This window comes from Sporosarcina sp. FSL K6-3457, assembly GCF_038007285.1.
Classification (GTDB): domain Bacteria; phylum Bacillota; class Bacilli; order Bacillales_A; family Planococcaceae; genus Sporosarcina.
Genome location: NZ_JBBOWX010000001.1, coordinates 2,138,604 through 2,154,612, shown reverse-complemented (window position 1 = coordinate 2,154,612; position 16,009 = coordinate 2,138,604). Strand labels below are relative to the sequence as shown.

Genomic DNA, 16,009 nt, shown 5'->3' with positions numbered 1-16,009 from the left:
TCAACTTCGGCACAGGCTATTCCTTTTTCATTTACAGCTTTTTAACAAACTCCGTCTTCAACTGCATAGCACCAAAGCCATCGATTTTACAATCAATATCATGGTCGCCATCAATCAAACGAATACTCTTCACTTTTGTACCCGCCTTTACGACATTTGAGCTGCCTTTTACTTTCAGATCCTTGATAACCGTTACAGAATCACCATCGTTTAAAATATTGCCATTGGCATCTTTATAGACCTTTTTCTCTTCTACCTCTTCTGCTGCCGATTCTAACGTCCACTCATGCGCACATTCTGGACACACAAAAAGGTTGCCATCCTCGTATGTATACTCTGAATTACACTTTGGGCAATTTGGTAAATTTGACATAATTTCAATTCCTCCATTCATTCGTGTACATTATAACATAAAAGACGTGCCATTTCTTGAAGCACACTAGCTTAGCTACGCTTCTGCTTCACACGAACCCATATCATAAGAGGTATTAGCAATAAAGCTAAATACATGCCAACAAAGCCTAAAATCGCATAGCTTGAATACGCAACGATGAGCCCCGATAATAAGCCACCTGCTGTCCCAGATAATGCCACCCATACATCAACAGTTCCTTGTGTTTTCGCACGTGTTTTCATATCTGTCGAATCAATAATAATAGCAGTCCCGCTAATTAAACCAAAGTTCCACCCAAGTCCAAGCAATATGAGTGCAAAGGCTAGCCAAAATAGAGAACCACCCGGTGCTAAGGCTGCAACAACACCTGCCGTAGCTAATGTAACGCCCGAAGCAATGACCATAAACGTACGACCGATTTTATCGACCAATATGCCTGTCACCAGCGACGGCAAATACATGGCGGCAATATGGAGACCAATGACGAGACCAACTGCACTCAATTGCGCACCATGATTTTGCATTTGAACAGGTGTCATCGTCATAATTCCAACCATCACCGCATGTGAGAGAATAAGAACGAGTGCCCCAACGACAACACCGACACGATTCAGCTTACTTTGTAACACCTGATGTCCATCGTTCACCTTGTCTAGCCTTTGTTTGTCCTTCTCTGTCGCAATTGCTCTTGCCACTAAAAATGGATCAGGGCGTAAGTATATTAAAAAAATTAGACCTGCAATCAGATAAGCAGCTGCCGCTAAGATAAATGGACCTGCTAAAGCTGGTATGCCAAGTGTCATTGCGAATTTCCCCATTGGTGTGACTAAATTCGGTCCTGCCACCGCTCCCAATGTCGTCGAAACTAGCGCGATACTAATAGCTGTTGCCCGTTGTTTCTCACTTGCTAAATCAGTTCCAGCATACCGTGCTTGTAAATTCGTCGAAGTACCCGCGCCATACACAAATAACGCTAAAAATAATAACAAGACATTGTCAATCGTCGCAGCAAGCACAACTGCAAGGGCCCCTATTCCCCCGGTGATAAACCCAAAAGAAAGCCCATATCGACGACCAAAGCGCTGCGAAATCCGCCCTACTAAAAAAGCAGCTAACGCTGAACCAAGTGTAAATAACGCAGTCGGCAGTCCTGCATAACTCGCACTCCCTAACATGTCCTTCGCAAGGAGCGCGCCGACTGTAATCCCTGCGGCAAGCCCTGCACCCCCGAAAATCTGTGACATGATGACCACAATGAGTGAACGCTTATACAACTTTTGTTGGGCTTCAGTTGAATGGAGATAGTGCTCTATTTCAGTAGCATTTTGTTGCTTCATTCCTTATTCACACTCCTTTAGACTCTAGCATTAATTGAATAAAAAATTTAATAAAATAGTATGCTACTCTTTTACCTTTCTGATAGGAAAATAGAAGATTATTAGTATTATACCGAGAAAGAACGTTGAAAATTGGAAGAAAACAGATGGATACATATGCCAAGTATCTGTATAATATCCCACTGCCATTGGTGAAGTACCGCTATTATTTAGCACAAGGGTTTGTATGGCACTTCGCTTATTTTGACTAAAGGTGGCACTTTCTATATGTCCTTCTTCATCTATTGTGTGTATTGTATATTTTATTTCCTCCAATGGAGGTGAACTTATAATGTTTACTCCATTTTCGTTTGTAATCTCATCTTTTGTATTTCTCAATACTACAAATAATTTTCTTTCTTCTTCTTTTTTATCAAATAAACCAATAAATGAGATATTTCCGTGATATTTTTGTATGCCTTCATTTTTCGCTCTTATTGGATAATTTTCTAATGTGGCAAGTGTCTCGCCATCTATCTTAATAGTTAAATTTGCAATAGCGATATCATAATTCCAACGGTCAGTATAATTTCCTTCCTCAATAATTGTTTCGTCAATTTCCACGCTGTGGCTCAAAACGGTAAATTTTTGTGCGGGAGGAGGGTAGCGGTTGCTAATAACTTCTATTTTATAGCGGCTATGCATTTGTTGTGTATGGAAGTACTCCATTATCATTTTGATACTTAAAGGAAGAGCACTTATAAACAAAATAATTCCCAATAAAAACAAAATAATTCTCTTCTTCATCAAATTTTATCCCTTTCATTTTTTTCTTTCAAAAACACAAAAATCGTAATCATATGGATTTTCTTCATCCCTAACTCCTTTTTCCATAGCGATTTCATTCCATTCATCGAATTGAACTTCTGGAAAAAATGTATCTCCTTCAAATTCATGATGAATTTTTGTCATATAGATTTTCTCAACATAAGGCAAAAACATCGTGTAAATCTGTTCCCCACCAAAAATAAATAGCTCTTCATCGTCTTCACATAACCTGAATACATCCTCGATTGAATAAGCCATTTCACAACCATCAAAAGTAAAACTCTTATCTCTTGTCAAAACAATATTCCTTCGATTCGGCAAAGCCCTACCAATTGACTCAAGATTCTTCCTGCCCAATACAATAGAATGTCCCATTGTAATCTTTTTAACAAATTCCCAATCCTTTGGAATTCTCCATGGGATATCATTCGCTTTCCCAATGACTCGATTGCTATCCATCGCCGCAATTAATGATATTTTCATATTGAACACAGCCTTTTTATTCATATTAGCATATAATCCATCTCTACTCTCATTGATTGAGTGTATTACTGCCAATCAAATTCTTTACTGTTCGGTAATCATATTTTTTCATCAAAACCTGTAAATTTTAGAAACTGAACACCAGATTCAAATGCCTGATTCATCTTTAAAAGCCGCCGAGGTTGTCTCGACGGCTTACTATCATACTTGATTTAATTTTTTTGCATGAATATGATACTGCAAGTCTGCCACATGATTGATGAATACTTGATCATGGGAAACAAATACAACCGTCCCTTCATATGCAGCCATAAATCTCTCCAATGCTTCAAGCGCATGGATATCTAAAAAATTGGTCGGCTCATCCAACAATAAAATGTTATAATTCCCCAAGAATAGCTGACATAGCTGTAAGCGGATTGCTTCCCCACCACTTAGTGACTTCATATCTTTCTGGATATCTGTACCGACAAATTGCATGGCATGTAACACACTGCGTAACAATCCTTCATCATAGTCTGAACGGTTTCTCACGAATTGTAGCACTGTTTCATCCGTCGGAAATTGGTAGCTCATTTGATGGAAATAACCAATTTTTGCTTTCGGTGAAATGGTTAAACCTGCACCACCATTTGCAATATGCTGAAGCAATGTACTTTTACCGACACCATTTGCCCCCGTAATCGCGATTTTTTTGCCAAGTGGCAGTTGGAAACTCACTTCGTCTACTAGTACATTATCTTCAATTTGAAGGGTTAGCTGGTCTGCCATAATGGGAAACTTGTTGTGTAATTCCAATGCTTTCGATTGACGGAAGACGATGGGCTTTTCTTCTTGTACAGCTTCGACTTCCTGCAGTTTTTCCATTCGTTGTTCAATCGCTTTTGCTGCACGATGCACCGCTTTTTGACTCGTACCTTTTGATTTCGTTTCAATCATACGATTGGCCATTGCCTTCGATTCTTTTTTCGACATATTTCCCGCTTGAGTGATTTTTTCAGCCTTTTTCATTTTTTCTAGTGCTGCTTTTTCAAGGCGACTCTTTTCCTTCATGAATTGTTCATGTGCCTGACGTTGTTGTTCACGCTCTAGCTGCTTCTGTTCAAGGTATTCGCTGTAATTTCCTGTGTAAACATACACTTCACCGTCACTTACTTCCCAAATGGTTGTGACAAGTGCATCTAAAACAGCCCGATCATGACTAATTAACACAAGTGCTCCGAAGTAATATTTTAATTCATCAAGTAAAAATGAAATGCCTTCTTGGTCCAAGTGAGTTGTAGGCTCATCGATTAATAACGCTTCGTAATAATGCGTAAACAACTGGGCAAGCTTCAGCCTTGTTTGCTCGCCACCACTTAACTGCTCGGATTCTTGCGGAACTGCTAATCTTCCAAGTAACGCGGCATCTGCCTTGGCAACAGTTGGTGGTTCCAGTTGCTCAAAATAACCACACTCCACATGACGCTTCACTTTTCCACTGGTTGGTTGAATACTGTCAGCAATGACTTTTAACAATGTACTTTTCCCCGCACCATTTTTTCCAACAATGCCGATACGGTCAAATTGATGAACAGCTAATCGTTCAATCTTTACAATCACTTTATCTAAATAAGTCATTTCAACATTTTCTAATTCAAAACAAATTTGTTCCATATTCGCTACCTCCGAAATTTGTAATTTCGTATCGATAGCTAGGATCGATACGAGCTTTTTACTTCAAGCTCGTATCAATAGAACAATAACATCCCCATATAATATCCCTCCATTTAAAAACATCCCATTAAGTATAGCTAATGAAAAACCATCCAGCTAGAAATTTGATGGTTTTTCATTCATTATTTTCAAGGATTACACCTGCAAAATCCCCTTTTAATACTTCTTTTTCGTTCTGATTTTCACATAAAAAGGATGCAGCAATAGCTGTCCGATTATTTTCTTGCATTTCGTATTTTTCAATTTTAACTTCACAAATTATAGCATCCCCGGTAAACACAGGTCTCAAAAACTCAAAATTCATCGTACGAGCCAGTACATTGTGATCTCCGCCCACTTTTGTTGGTAGAGTTGCCGTTAATAACCCTTGAACTACAAGTCTTCCCTGTTCATCTGCAGTCATATGATGAATCCCTTCATCACCCGAAATCTCTATAAATAATTCAACATCTCTTACTGTAAAAGTCCGTTCAAAAGTAATTATATCACCTACTATTAATGGCATATAAATCAACCCCTGGACATTTTCTTCAATGTAAATACGACAAATATTCAAATGCTGTTGTTCCATATACGCTTTTAAAGTGCTTATTTAAATGGGTTAAATCTACAAAACCACATTCAGCTACTGCTGAATAAATATCCCCATTGTTCTCCATTAACTTCTTTGCATGTTCTATCTTGCAGTTAAGAAAGTATTGGTAGGGTGTAATTCCAGTATGGGCCTTGAATGATCTGATAAACTGGAACTTCGATACATTCAGCTCCTTACATATCTCGTCAAGTTTCAGTACATTCCCTAAGTCGCTATGAAGTATGTCCTTTGCCTTTCTGATTAAAGCGTTGTCTTTCTTATAGTCAGTAGAAAGATCAGTTTGAATAAGGTTATCTGTCAGGGATAAGAATAATTCGCTACACAATGTCTCATCTTTTCCGCTTAATATTGCAGTAGAAAGGCCTAATATACTCTGTCTAATTCTATCATCATAAACAATAGGCGTTGAAAAACGTACAATGTCCTTTTTCGCAATAGCTTCCAAAAACAATTCTGGCTCAATATACAGCATGACATAATCAAGGCCTGTCTCATCATGTGCCATTCCGTCATGGGCCTGTTCTGGATTAAAAAACATAATACCGTTTTGGTGTGATAATTGAAAACTGCCATCCAAGTTGTACTCTTGAATACCACGCAATGTTACCCCTATTGCATACTCCTGGTGAGAGTGCTTTTTATATGTAAAGTCAGTGATGCTTGCTGACAAGGCAGTAATACCTGCCGATTTTTTATAAATAAATTTACCCATTTCATTCACCCTTCGGATTTAAAAACTATATAAGGAAGCCTGATATAAAGTTATTTGATAAATTGCTTACCTCCATAAAGTCCTTTCAGTTCCTCTTCCTTCATTGTAAAAGAATGTTTTTCTTCTGGAAAAAGTTTATTCTTCACATCAGCAGCATAAGCCTGAATGGATTCCAGTATTAACGGGTTCAATGAATGGTATTGTTTTACAAACTTAGGGACCCGCTCAACACCATAGTCTAAAATATCATGATAGACGAGAATCTGGGCATCCACATCCACTCCAGCACCGATTCCAATCACCGGAATTGAAAGGGCTTTTGTTACTTCTTCTGCAAGTTGTCTTGGAATACATTCCAAAAGAAGCGCAAATGCTCCTGCCGCTTCACATTTCTTAGCATCTTCCAGCAATTTTTTAGCAGCTAACGCATCTTTTCCTTGCACCCTATATCCGCCTAAAACGCCGACGTATTGCGGTGTCAGCCCGAGGTGGGAGCAGACAGGAATCCCTGCACTCGTTAGGGCAGCGGTATGTTCGATGACTTCATCAGCACCTTCTAGCTTCACAGCATGGGCACCGGCTTCTTGAATTAATCTCCCCGCATTGATTAATGTATCTTTAACAGATAAATGATAGGTTAAAAACGGCATATCCGTCATGATAAATGTATCCTTAGCTCCTCGTTTAACAGCTTTCGTATGATGAATCATGTCTTCGAGTGTAACTGGGATTGTTGAATCGTACCCCAGAACCACCATTCCAAGTGAATCACCAACCAAAATGATATCAACTCCCCCTTGTTCCGCAATTTTTGCAGAAGGATAGTCATAGGCTGTTAACACAACAATCTTCTCATTGCTTTGCTTCATTTTCAAGAAATCTGTCGTTTGTTTCATCATATTCCCTCCATCTAATTAATTAATTAATTAACTAGCTACTTACAGCCATATCATGATTGCAGCATAAACTAAAAATAATGCCATGATTACATTCACAATTTTTTCATGCTTCTGTAAAAAACTCTTGAAGATTGTACCGAAAAGAACCCATATAATAAATGATACAAATCCAATAAGTGTTATCGTTATAACACTTATTGTCACTGCATGCATTGCGGTATAGTAGGGCAAAATAAAGCTAGGAAATACAGTCATCGTGAATGTAACTACCTTTGGATTTAAAAACTGCATGAGAAAGCCCGACTTAAAAGTACCTGTCTTGTTTACGATTGGTTTTGATGTATCCATTTTATAAATTTGATAAGCGAGATAGAGCATATAAATGCTTCCAATTATCTGCATAACAATCAAAATTTTAGGGATTACCGTTATGAGCATTGTATTCAACATAGCAGATATAGCAAGTAATAAACCAAAAGCAATCGTTGCGCCATACGTATACTGCATTGCCCTCTTTGTCCCATGATTATTCACTGTAGACAATATGTCGATATTCGTCGGGCCAGGTGTAACCGTAACAATAAAACAATATAGTAAAAAAGATGTGATATTCATGAGGAAACTCCTTTCAAGGGATTCTCATGTCACTATACATCTTTATATTTAATGGTAGATAGTACATTATTGCGGGAGTGAAGCTTCCGTCTGCCCTAGTACAACGAATATGCTACAATCAAGAAAATAACAATAGAGGTGAATGCTATGTGTCGCAATATAAAAACCTTATTTAACTTTGAACCCCCTGCTACTGATGATGAAATTTATGCTGCTTCCTTACAATATGTGCGTAAGATCACAGGTTTCAACAAAGTATCGAAGGTCAATGAAGACGCCTTTAATCAGGCTGTAGAGCAAGTGGCAATTGCTACACAACATTTACTCCAGACAGCCGTCACCAATGCGGAGCCCCGCAATCGAGAAATTGAAGCGGAACGCGCTCGAGCTCGATCTGCCAAAAGATTTGGTGTGGAGTAAGCCCACTTTGCAAACAAAAAGAAACAATTCCTATCCTCGACTGCAAAATAATTATATAATAATAAAAGATTCAACATGCCCTCATTTAGGGCAGCGAGAACTATTCTTAATGAAGGAAAAGGTGTTTATTAGATGAGTTTATTGACAGTAGAAAATTTAAGCCATGGCTTTGGAGATCGTGCGATTTTTGAGGACGTCTCTTTCCGGTTATTACAAGGAGAGCATATCGGGCTAATTGGTGCCAATGGTGAAGGTAAATCGACGTTCATGAATATTATTACGCGTAAGCTAGAGCCCGATGCAGGAACGGTGAACTGGTCGAAGCGTGTGCGGGTTGGTTATTTGGATCAGCATGTTGTCTTGAAACAAGGAATGACCATCCGTGATGTGTTACGTACTGCTTTTCAATATCTGTATGATCAAGAGGCGGAAATGAATGCACTCTTTGAAAAAATGGGGGAAGTAGGGCCTGATGAGCTGGAGGCACTCCTTGAGGAAACTGGCCAAATTCAAGAAGAATTATCTCATAATGATTTTTACATCATTGATTCAAAAGTAGAAGAAGTAGCGAATGGACTTGGATTGAACGAATTCGGCCTAGATCGTGACGTTCATGATTTAAGTGGTGGACAGCGTACAAAAGTACTGCTCGCCAAGCTATTGCTAGAAAAACCGGATATCCTTCTGCTAGATGAGCCGACAAACTATTTAGATGTCGAGCATATCAACTGGCTACGCAATTATTTACAGAACTACGAGAGTGCATTTATTTTAATATCGCATGATATTCCATTCTTGAATAGCGTGATTCAATTGATTTACCATATGGAAAATCAAGAAATCACTCGCTACGTTGGGGATTATGAAGAATTTGTGCGTGTCCATGAGATGAAAAAACAGCAGGTTGAGGCCGCCTTCAAGAAGCAACAGAAGGAAATTTCTCATCTCAAAGATTTCGTAGCGCGTAATAAAGCAAATGCAGCAACGAGTCGAATGGCTATGTCACGTCAGAAGAAGCTAGACAAAATGGACATTATCGAATTAGATGCAGAAAAACCGAAGCCACAATTTAGTTTTAAAGTTGCACGGACACCGAGCAGGTATTTATTCCAAACAAAAGACCTCGTCATCGGCTATGACGAACCATTATCCAGAGAGCTGGAATTGACGATGGAACGCGGTCAGAAAATCGCCTTGTCAGGTGCCAATGGTATTGGGAAAACGACTCTGCTGAAAAGTATCCTTGGGGAAATTCCTGCGCTTACTGGCTCCGTTGAACTTGGCGAGCATTTAGAAATTGGTTATTTCGAGCAGGAAACGAAGTCGGATAACAATAATACATGTTTGGAAGAAGTGTGGGAAGAGTTTCCTCATTTCACACAATATGAAGTGCGTGCTGCGTTGGCCAGATGTGGTTTAACGAATAAACATATCGAAAGTAAAGTAAAAGTGTTAAGTGGTGGGGAACGTGCAAAAGTACGCTTATGTAAATTAATCAATCGCGAAACGAATCTGCTTGTTCTCGATGAGCCGACGAATCACTTGGATAAAGATGCAAAAGATGAATTGAAACGAGCTTTACAGGAATACAAAGGTAGCGTTCTACTCATTTCACACGAACCTGATTTTTATGAAGGCCTTGTGACAGGTGTTTGGAACGGTGAAAATTGGACGACTAAAATGTTTTAATCCACTACGAAAAACCATCCGAAATTTTTCACTCGGATGGTTTTTTGTAAGTATAGAAACATGCATCATTAAGATTAGGTTTCCAGTCCAGATTTACACTTGCTCAACACTGAAAAGTGAATTTAATATCTCATTAAATTTATCAGGTTCTTCAAAATTAGGAAAGTGGGCAGATTCTTCAAAAATTATTAATTCTTTTTTAGGCGAGTCTAATTGTCCAAAATACTCCTTTCCAAGGGGGAGGGATACTTGATAGTCATAGATTCCATGAATAAAATAAATAGGTACTTTAAAATCACATGAATTCTGGAATAAGTTAATATCTTTAGTCATTGAAAATAATAATCTGGAGCTATGTATCAATCCTTTACAGTATTCTAATTTATTTTTAAAGCTATATTGGGGAAAAGAAAATAATTTTTGAATCATAAAATATGTAGGTAGTGGTTCTCTTGTTAACCCTAGTTGATATCGTTTTAAAAGTCTCCCTTTCACATTTTGCATATAATGATTAGATAATTTACTCGAACTACGCTTATTTTTCTTTAACAACTTTCTACCTTTATAATCTTTTTTCTCTTTGCAGACTTGCAACAGATCATTATAAATTCTTTTTTCAGATTCTCTAACATTTGTTATTTGAGAAATGCCAACATACGCTGAATAATATTCTGGATGTGATTGAACTGCTTTAATACCTAAATAGGTACCAAAGGAATGTGCAACTAAAATAATCTTCTTCTTATCATATTTTTCAATTAAGTACTTTGTGATATCAAGAATATCTTCAATTAAGAGATCTAAAGATAATTCAGATTTCTTATTAAATGATAATCCGCAACCTCTATGGTCGTAATAGCAAACATTAAATTCACATAAATAAGATGAATTAAGCTGAGATTGAAAAATCGGATATTCTGGGCTTCCTGGACCTCCATGTAAATATAAAATTACTGGTGCTTTCTTATCTTGTTCACACATAATATATCCGTGTCTGATTTCATTAATTATAATTGTCTCTTTTTTAATCATATATTCTAATCTCCTAATTCCATTAGATCAATTTGTTTAGATTGTTGAATTATTATAAAAAAAATGATTATATAAAGTGTTATAGTAACAAAATTCAATATTGTAGAATTACCAATTGTTAATATGTTACAGAAAATCACACTAATAATAACGGATGATATAATAGTTGTTGGAAGAGAACGATTTGTAAATCCAATTCGCATAGCTATTAAACCTACCAAAACAGATTGTAAACTTACAAAGAGAATATTTGGTAAAACAGAAATCATCAGATTCCATGTAAATATATCATTATTCATAATTGGTGCAATCGATTCAGTGAACATGAAGAATAAATAGACGAAAACTTGTGATGTAATTGAAAATAGAAGAGTAAGAGAAACACATAGAATAATCTTCGAGAAAAACACTTTCCTACGACTGACTGGATATAAGAACAGTAAGAAAAGGGAGTCACCTTTATATTCTTCAATAATAAATTTTGAAAATAGCACTGAAGAAAAAATAGAGAAACTTGCTAATGAGATTAAATTAACCATATTGAAGACATATTCATATGTCGTGATTGCGGAATTTACTTGTGCTTCTTCCGGCTTAATATGCGAGACTAAAGCAAAGAAATAGCCTAGTCCAAGAATGGCAATAGATAAAATAACAAAGATTAAAATATACGAATGAATTTGATTTTTTTTACATTCTAATTTAATTAATTGCATCATAATTTGAGTCCTCCATACATTTAATTAAAAATGATTCAACATCCTCTTGATATCTAGATACAATTACTTCTTTTTCTTCTTCTAACACAATTTTCCCATCTCGTAAAACTAGTATATGGTCTGACACAGCCATAACTTCATTTAACATATGACTTGAAAAAAATATTGTCATAGACTTCTCTAATGCGAGTTTCTTGAAGAGATTTCTCATATCTTTAATACCAATTGGATCTAATCCATTCATAGGTTCGTCGAGTATTAACACCTTTGGTTTATGAATAATGGCTCTAGCAATAGCTAATCGCTGCTTCATTCCCAAAGAGTATTTAGATACTTTCTTTTCTATATCATTAGTTAATCCTACAAAACTAAGTGCCTCTTCTATTAAAATTTTATATTCATTATCATCGAAGCTCATATAACTTAAATGGATAGAAAGATTCTCAAATGCTGATAAATGAGAATAAAACTTTGGTTGTTCAATTGTAGCACCAACTAAACGAAGAACTTGTTGTCGCTCTTCTTTTGAGTTTTTCCCACAAATTTTTACATATCCTTTACTTGGAGTCAGTAATCCAAGTAATATTTTAAATAATGTTGTTTTACCTGCACCATTTTTCCCTAGCAAACCATATATCTCATTTTCACCTTTAAAGCTACATGAATTTAATACCGTGTAATTTTCAAATTTTTTAGTTATATCATTAATTTCAATCATATTTTCCCTCCTATACAAACCACCAGTTTGTAAGTTGTCAAAATAAAAGTTGCCTAAGCAACTTTTATTATTTTCTCATGGTAAGTTAATAATACTGTATACAATCTTTCATCGATTAAATCAACACCTGATTTTTTAAACAGCATACCGTAATATTCAACTTTTGTTTTAAAATCGTCTTGGTTTACATTGTAAAGCGAAGTTCCAACCCAAACACTAAAGAATAGAGTGATCAGTTCTGTCGTCTCTTCAACATAACTACAATTCATAGAAGAATCTTCGTTTCCCTGGTTAATAAATTCTTTTATTTGCTCTGTAGTATATTTCATATTCAATTGGTATAATTCACCGAATACTTTTGGATCTTCAAATAATGTCTTTGCCTTTTGGAGAAGTTTAATTTTCTCTTCATCAGTTAATCGAATATATAATAGTTCTCTTAACCTTTCTAAAGCATTTGCATTATGAGTATTCGTAATTCTCACGACATAATTGTTATCATCTCCTATACCTTGCATAATTCTCTCAAAGATTTCTTTCTTTGATTTAAAGTGATGATAAATTGCTCCCTTACTTAAACCTTGATTGATAATGTCTTGCATTGTTGTATTATCATATCCTTTTTCAAAAAACAGTTCTCTAGATACATTCAATATTTTCTCTATAGTTTTTTCAGGATGTCTATTTCTAGCGATATTAGCACCTCCCAATTACAAACCATCGGTCTGAATATGAACTATCTCATTAAAAAGTATAGCTGTCAATAGTTTATTATGTGAAAATTTATTGCTTATACCGAAAATAAGTATTAAAAAATCGTAACTACTAGTTCCTTAATTTGATATATAGCTATTGTATAAAGAAGTACTGCCAAATAGATCCAACGATTATTCAGCCAATTTACAGCGTTAAGGATTTTGAAAGATAAAAAAGCCTAACCCCTTCATATCTTAAACGAGGAATTAAGCTTATGATTTTCAACAATCGCGACTTATTATTGGAATAAGAGACTTTAACCTGTGTACTACTCTTTCACATGAGAGGAAAGTTCTCTTAAACGACCACCTGCTAAAGCAGGTGGATTTACGACATAAATGTCTACGACTAAAGTCGTTGTCCTATGACTGAAGTCATCTCAAAACCTTATGCTTAAGCAAACTAACTATCGACTAAACTCAATCTTCAATCCTAAATATATCGTTTCTGTCTTCATTGAACTGGTTAGCGATATAATTTCTAATCATTTCTTCATCTACGGTTCCAACAGTCGCGCAAAATAGCCCTTTGCCCATAAGTGCTGTCCCCAATATTTCTTTTTCAAATCAGGAAATTGCTCCTGAAGTAGTCTTGATGATCTTCCTTTGAGGTATTGCATAATTGTAATTTCCCTTGCTTCACATCCTTGCCTGATTAATTCCCTTGTTCTTATGGCAATTGGGCCGTGTAACACCTTGTATCTGTATTTCGTTACCCAGATTACATGATACTTGATATCAAAAACCGCATGACTATTTTTTCGGTATCCGTCCATACTTTTCACCTCATCCCAAGTATGGACATCGAAAGGGAAGGCTAAAAGCGTATACCGTCTAAAGACGGTGGAGTTAGACCACGCATTTGGAAATTAAAGTAATTTCATTGGCTATAATCACCATCAAAGTAATCCACTAATTGGCTGCTCAAGCGTTCCCATTGCATGACTTGTGCGTGTGGATAGCCATCTCTTGTCGTTTTCTGCGAACACATCCAACAAGAACAATGCACCTTTCCTTTCGCAAACTGCCCCTCATATGGAACGTGCCAGCCCAATTGTTTGGCAATCTTCAGCTTTCGCTGAATAACCCTGTTCCGATGATAACGATAATAAGACCGACTTCTGTTTTTCCTATGTAGCTTCACTTGCCACCAACTCCTTGGGATAAGACTCAGCCTGTATAGGTCACCCAAAGAAAATATACGACCCTACAGGCTAAGTATGATGGGGTGCTTCAAAAGAAAAGTATTCAACATATATTCACCTCGTATATTCAAATAGATACTAGCCCAAGCATTCCCAATCCCTGCCGATGATATCAATAACCCGATAAGCCCCTTCTACGATGGCTTTGTTCGTATTTTTATGTGCATCATAGGTGATTAAAGCCTTCCACAAAGCCCACCCCCTCGCTCGATTCCACGTTTTTTCATCCATCTGTAATGTGTTCTTGAATATCTTTCGACTCTCATCATCAAAAAAGGTCCAGGCCATCGCCGCATCACAAGCTGGATCTCCTACACCCAAGATACCAAAATCAATAACGGCACACAGCTGCCCATCTTTCACCAATAAATTCCCCGGTGCGATATCTCCATGAACCCAAACGGGCTCTGCCTGCCAAGTAGATGCCAATGCCCGTTGCCATAACTCTTTCAATAACGATTCGTTAAACATATCACGATTATTGTCAATGGCATTCCTAGCCTCTTCGTCGTAAACAGCTATCGAGCCACCCCTATAAAAGTTATGCTCGCCAGCTAAAGGACCCCCACTGGCATCAATCGATTGTAGGTCTAATAAAAATGTTCCTAAATCGATTGCCAACTGATTCAAATCAGTTACATTTTCTAGCGACAAGGCTTCCCCCTCTATCCACTGATTCACAGACCAAGGCCACGGATAAGCCTCACTTGGGTCACCTCTCGCAATAGGTGTAGAAATGGGTAGAGAAAGTTCTTTGCTTAGCACGGGTAACCATCGCTGTTCTTTCTCTACTTGAGGAACATAAGATGCCGCACTTGGTAACCTAACACTCATCTGCTCCCCTAAGTGGAATGTTCTATTGTCGTTGCCGCTATGTTTGACTGGTTTAATCGTTAAACTAGCCCATTCGGGAAATTGTTCAGCGATTATTCTTGTGACTACATCGACGTTAATTGGATGCATGGTGTACCTCCTCCGTAAAACCGCAATAGCACCAATAATAGAAGATGCAACAACCAATCCCATTTGAAGAATAGGCAGCACTGTTATTGAGTGCATTTTTGACCAATTTGAAAAGAGTCTAATCAGATCTGTGCTCAGCAATTATACGCTCCTTGGTTTTTACAACTACCAGCGAGGTATATATTAGAATTCGCTTATAATAGCCCAATCTCTTTTAAAGCAAACTCAATTCCCTCTTCACTCGACTTTTTCGTTACAAAATCAGCCGCCGATTGTACTCTTTCATTTCCATTCCCCATCGCTACTCCTAGACCCACATACTCTAACATGTCGATATCATTTTCTCCATCTCCAAATGCAATCGCTTCTGATTTATCAATATCGAAGTATTCCAGTACTTTTCGAATAGCTACTGATTTTGAGACCTCTTCTTGCAATACATTCAACACAAAGGGATGCCATCTCAAAAATGTTAAATGAGGAAAGTGAGAGCTATATTTCTTTACCATTTGATCAGTTGCATACAAACACATTAAATAGACATCCTGACGATAAATTAATTCATCTGTTGTAGGGTACTCTTGTAGGAATAATGTTTCCTTCAAGGCCTTCAGAATTTGAGGGTTCTGTACCCCATTCATAGAGAACTCTTCAGTATAGAAGGACAAGCCATGATTCTCAGCTTTCGCAAATTCAAATACATCCTGAACGTTCCGTTGATCCATCGCCATTTTATGTATTACCTGTGAATCGTGCTTTTAATATCTTGACACATCGATAACGGCCGTCCTGTTGCCGCCACGACCTTCATTCCTTTATCTTTTAATGCAAGAATAGCGTCTTTGGTTTTTGTTGAAATACTACCGTCTTTATGATTCGTTATCGTTCCATCGACATCAAAAAATGCAATTTTATAGCCCATGCTTTTCTCCTTTTTAAGTTCCCGCGAT

The 16,009-nt window shown here is 37.1% G+C and carries 17 protein-coding genes and 2 pseudogenes; 2 read left to right on the top strand and 17 right to left on the bottom strand.

Annotated elements, in window-relative coordinates; all coding sequences use genetic code 11:
* Nucleotides 1-31: 31 nt before the first annotated feature.
* From N1I80_RS10190 to N1I80_RS10150, 9 genes are all read right to left on the bottom strand, one after another.
* Nucleotides 32-373, bottom strand: coding sequence for a zinc ribbon domain-containing protein YjdM (locus N1I80_RS10190; protein ID WP_203247708.1), 342 nt, complete (start codon nucleotides 371-373; stop codon nucleotides 32-34).
* 71 nt (nucleotides 374-444) lie between these two features.
* Nucleotides 445-1,731 carry an MFS transporter gene (locus N1I80_RS10185; protein WP_340737766.1) on the bottom strand — a complete coding sequence of 429 codons (1,287 nt, stop codon included), beginning with the start codon at nucleotides 1,729-1,731 and terminating at the stop codon, nucleotides 445-447.
* Nucleotides 1,732-1,794: 63 nt separating this feature from the next.
* Nucleotides 1,795-2,517 carry a hypothetical protein gene (locus tag N1I80_RS10180; RefSeq protein WP_340737765.1) on the bottom strand — a complete coding sequence of 241 codons (723 nt, stop codon included), beginning with the start codon at nucleotides 2,515-2,517 and terminating at the stop codon, nucleotides 1,795-1,797.
* A gap of 15 nt (nucleotides 2,518-2,532) precedes the next feature.
* On the bottom strand, nucleotides 2,533-3,021 hold the full coding sequence (gene dfr / locus N1I80_RS10175) for a DfrD/DfrG/DfrK family trimethoprim-resistant dihydrofolate reductase (RefSeq protein ID WP_340737764.1): 489 nt from the start codon (nucleotides 3,019-3,021) through the stop codon (nucleotides 2,533-2,535).
* A 201-nt stretch (nucleotides 3,022-3,222) separates the two neighbouring features.
* Entirely contained in the window at nucleotides 3,223-4,677 is a 1,455-nt protein-coding gene (locus N1I80_RS10170) for an Msr family ABC-F type ribosomal protection protein (protein WP_340737763.1), read from the bottom strand.
* Nucleotides 4,678-4,852: 175 nt separating this feature from the next.
* Nucleotides 4,853-5,242, bottom strand: a complete 390-nt coding sequence (locus N1I80_RS10165) for a hotdog domain-containing protein (RefSeq protein WP_340737762.1) — start codon at nucleotides 5,240-5,242, stop codon at nucleotides 4,853-4,855.
* Nucleotides 5,243-5,267: 25 nt separating this feature from the next.
* Nucleotides 5,268-6,044, bottom strand: a complete 777-nt coding sequence (locus N1I80_RS10160; RefSeq protein ID WP_340737761.1) for a helix-turn-helix transcriptional regulator — start codon at nucleotides 6,042-6,044, stop codon at nucleotides 5,268-5,270.
* A 50-nt stretch (nucleotides 6,045-6,094) separates the two neighbouring features.
* Nucleotides 6,095-6,940, bottom strand: a complete 846-nt coding sequence (panB, locus tag N1I80_RS10155; RefSeq protein WP_340737760.1) for a 3-methyl-2-oxobutanoate hydroxymethyltransferase — start codon at nucleotides 6,938-6,940, stop codon at nucleotides 6,095-6,097.
* A gap of 42 nt (nucleotides 6,941-6,982) precedes the next feature.
* Entirely contained in the window at nucleotides 6,983-7,558 is a 576-nt protein-coding gene (locus N1I80_RS10150) for a LysE family translocator (protein ID WP_340737759.1), read from the bottom strand.
* A 147-nt stretch (nucleotides 7,559-7,705) separates the two neighbouring features.
* Between N1I80_RS10150 and N1I80_RS10145 the strand changes: the two genes are divergently transcribed.
* Both N1I80_RS10145 and N1I80_RS10140 read left to right on the top strand, forming a co-directional pair.
* On the top strand, nucleotides 7,706-7,978 hold the full coding sequence (locus N1I80_RS10145) for a DUF2277 domain-containing protein (RefSeq protein ID WP_340737758.1): 273 nt from the start codon (nucleotides 7,706-7,708) through the stop codon (nucleotides 7,976-7,978).
* 132 nt (nucleotides 7,979-8,110) lie between these two features.
* On the top strand, nucleotides 8,111-9,667 hold the full coding sequence (locus N1I80_RS10140; protein ID WP_340737757.1) for an ABC-F family ATP-binding cassette domain-containing protein: 1,557 nt from the start codon (nucleotides 8,111-8,113) through the stop codon (nucleotides 9,665-9,667).
* 93 nt (nucleotides 9,668-9,760) lie between these two features.
* Here N1I80_RS10140 and N1I80_RS10135 read toward each other — a convergent pair whose 3' ends face one another.
* The 8 genes and pseudogenes from N1I80_RS10135 to N1I80_RS10100 all read right to left on the bottom strand — a co-directional run bounded on the left by N1I80_RS10135 (nucleotide 9,761) and on the right by N1I80_RS10100 (nucleotide 15,981).
* Nucleotides 9,761-10,699, bottom strand: a complete 939-nt coding sequence (locus N1I80_RS10135; RefSeq protein ID WP_340737756.1) for an alpha/beta fold hydrolase — start codon at nucleotides 10,697-10,699, stop codon at nucleotides 9,761-9,763.
* A 5-nt stretch (nucleotides 10,700-10,704) separates the two neighbouring features.
* The gene (locus tag N1I80_RS10130) at nucleotides 10,705-11,418 is read right to left on the bottom strand and encodes an ABC transporter permease (protein WP_340737755.1); all 714 of its coding nucleotides are present in this window, start codon (nucleotides 11,416-11,418) and stop codon (nucleotides 10,705-10,707) included.
* Entirely contained in the window at nucleotides 11,402-12,136 is a 735-nt protein-coding gene (locus N1I80_RS10125; protein ID WP_340737754.1) for an ABC transporter ATP-binding protein, read from the bottom strand. The genes N1I80_RS10130 and N1I80_RS10125 overlap by 17 nt, the downstream gene beginning before the upstream one ends.
* Nucleotides 12,137-12,189: 53 nt before the next feature.
* The gene (locus N1I80_RS10120) at nucleotides 12,190-12,846 is read right to left on the bottom strand and encodes a TetR/AcrR family transcriptional regulator (protein WP_340737753.1); all 657 of its coding nucleotides are present in this window, start codon (nucleotides 12,844-12,846) and stop codon (nucleotides 12,190-12,192) included.
* A gap of 465 nt (nucleotides 12,847-13,311) precedes the next feature.
* Nucleotides 13,312-13,667, bottom strand: a pseudogene (tnpA, locus tag N1I80_RS10115) (IS200/IS605 family transposase).
* Between the two features lie 104 nt (nucleotides 13,668-13,771).
* Nucleotides 13,772-14,035, bottom strand: coding sequence for a hypothetical protein (locus tag N1I80_RS10110; RefSeq protein WP_340737752.1), 264 nt, complete (start codon nucleotides 14,033-14,035; stop codon nucleotides 13,772-13,774).
* Nucleotides 14,036-14,174: 139 nt separating this feature from the next.
* Nucleotides 14,175-15,059: an aminoglycoside phosphotransferase family protein gene (locus N1I80_RS10105; protein ID WP_340737751.1), complete on the bottom strand. Its 885-nt coding sequence runs from the start codon at nucleotides 15,057-15,059 to the stop codon at nucleotides 14,175-14,177.
* Nucleotides 15,060-15,253: 194 nt separating this feature from the next.
* Nucleotides 15,254-15,981: pseudogene (locus N1I80_RS10100) on the bottom strand (Cof-type HAD-IIB family hydrolase).
* Nucleotides 15,982-16,009 lie beyond the last annotated feature (28 nt).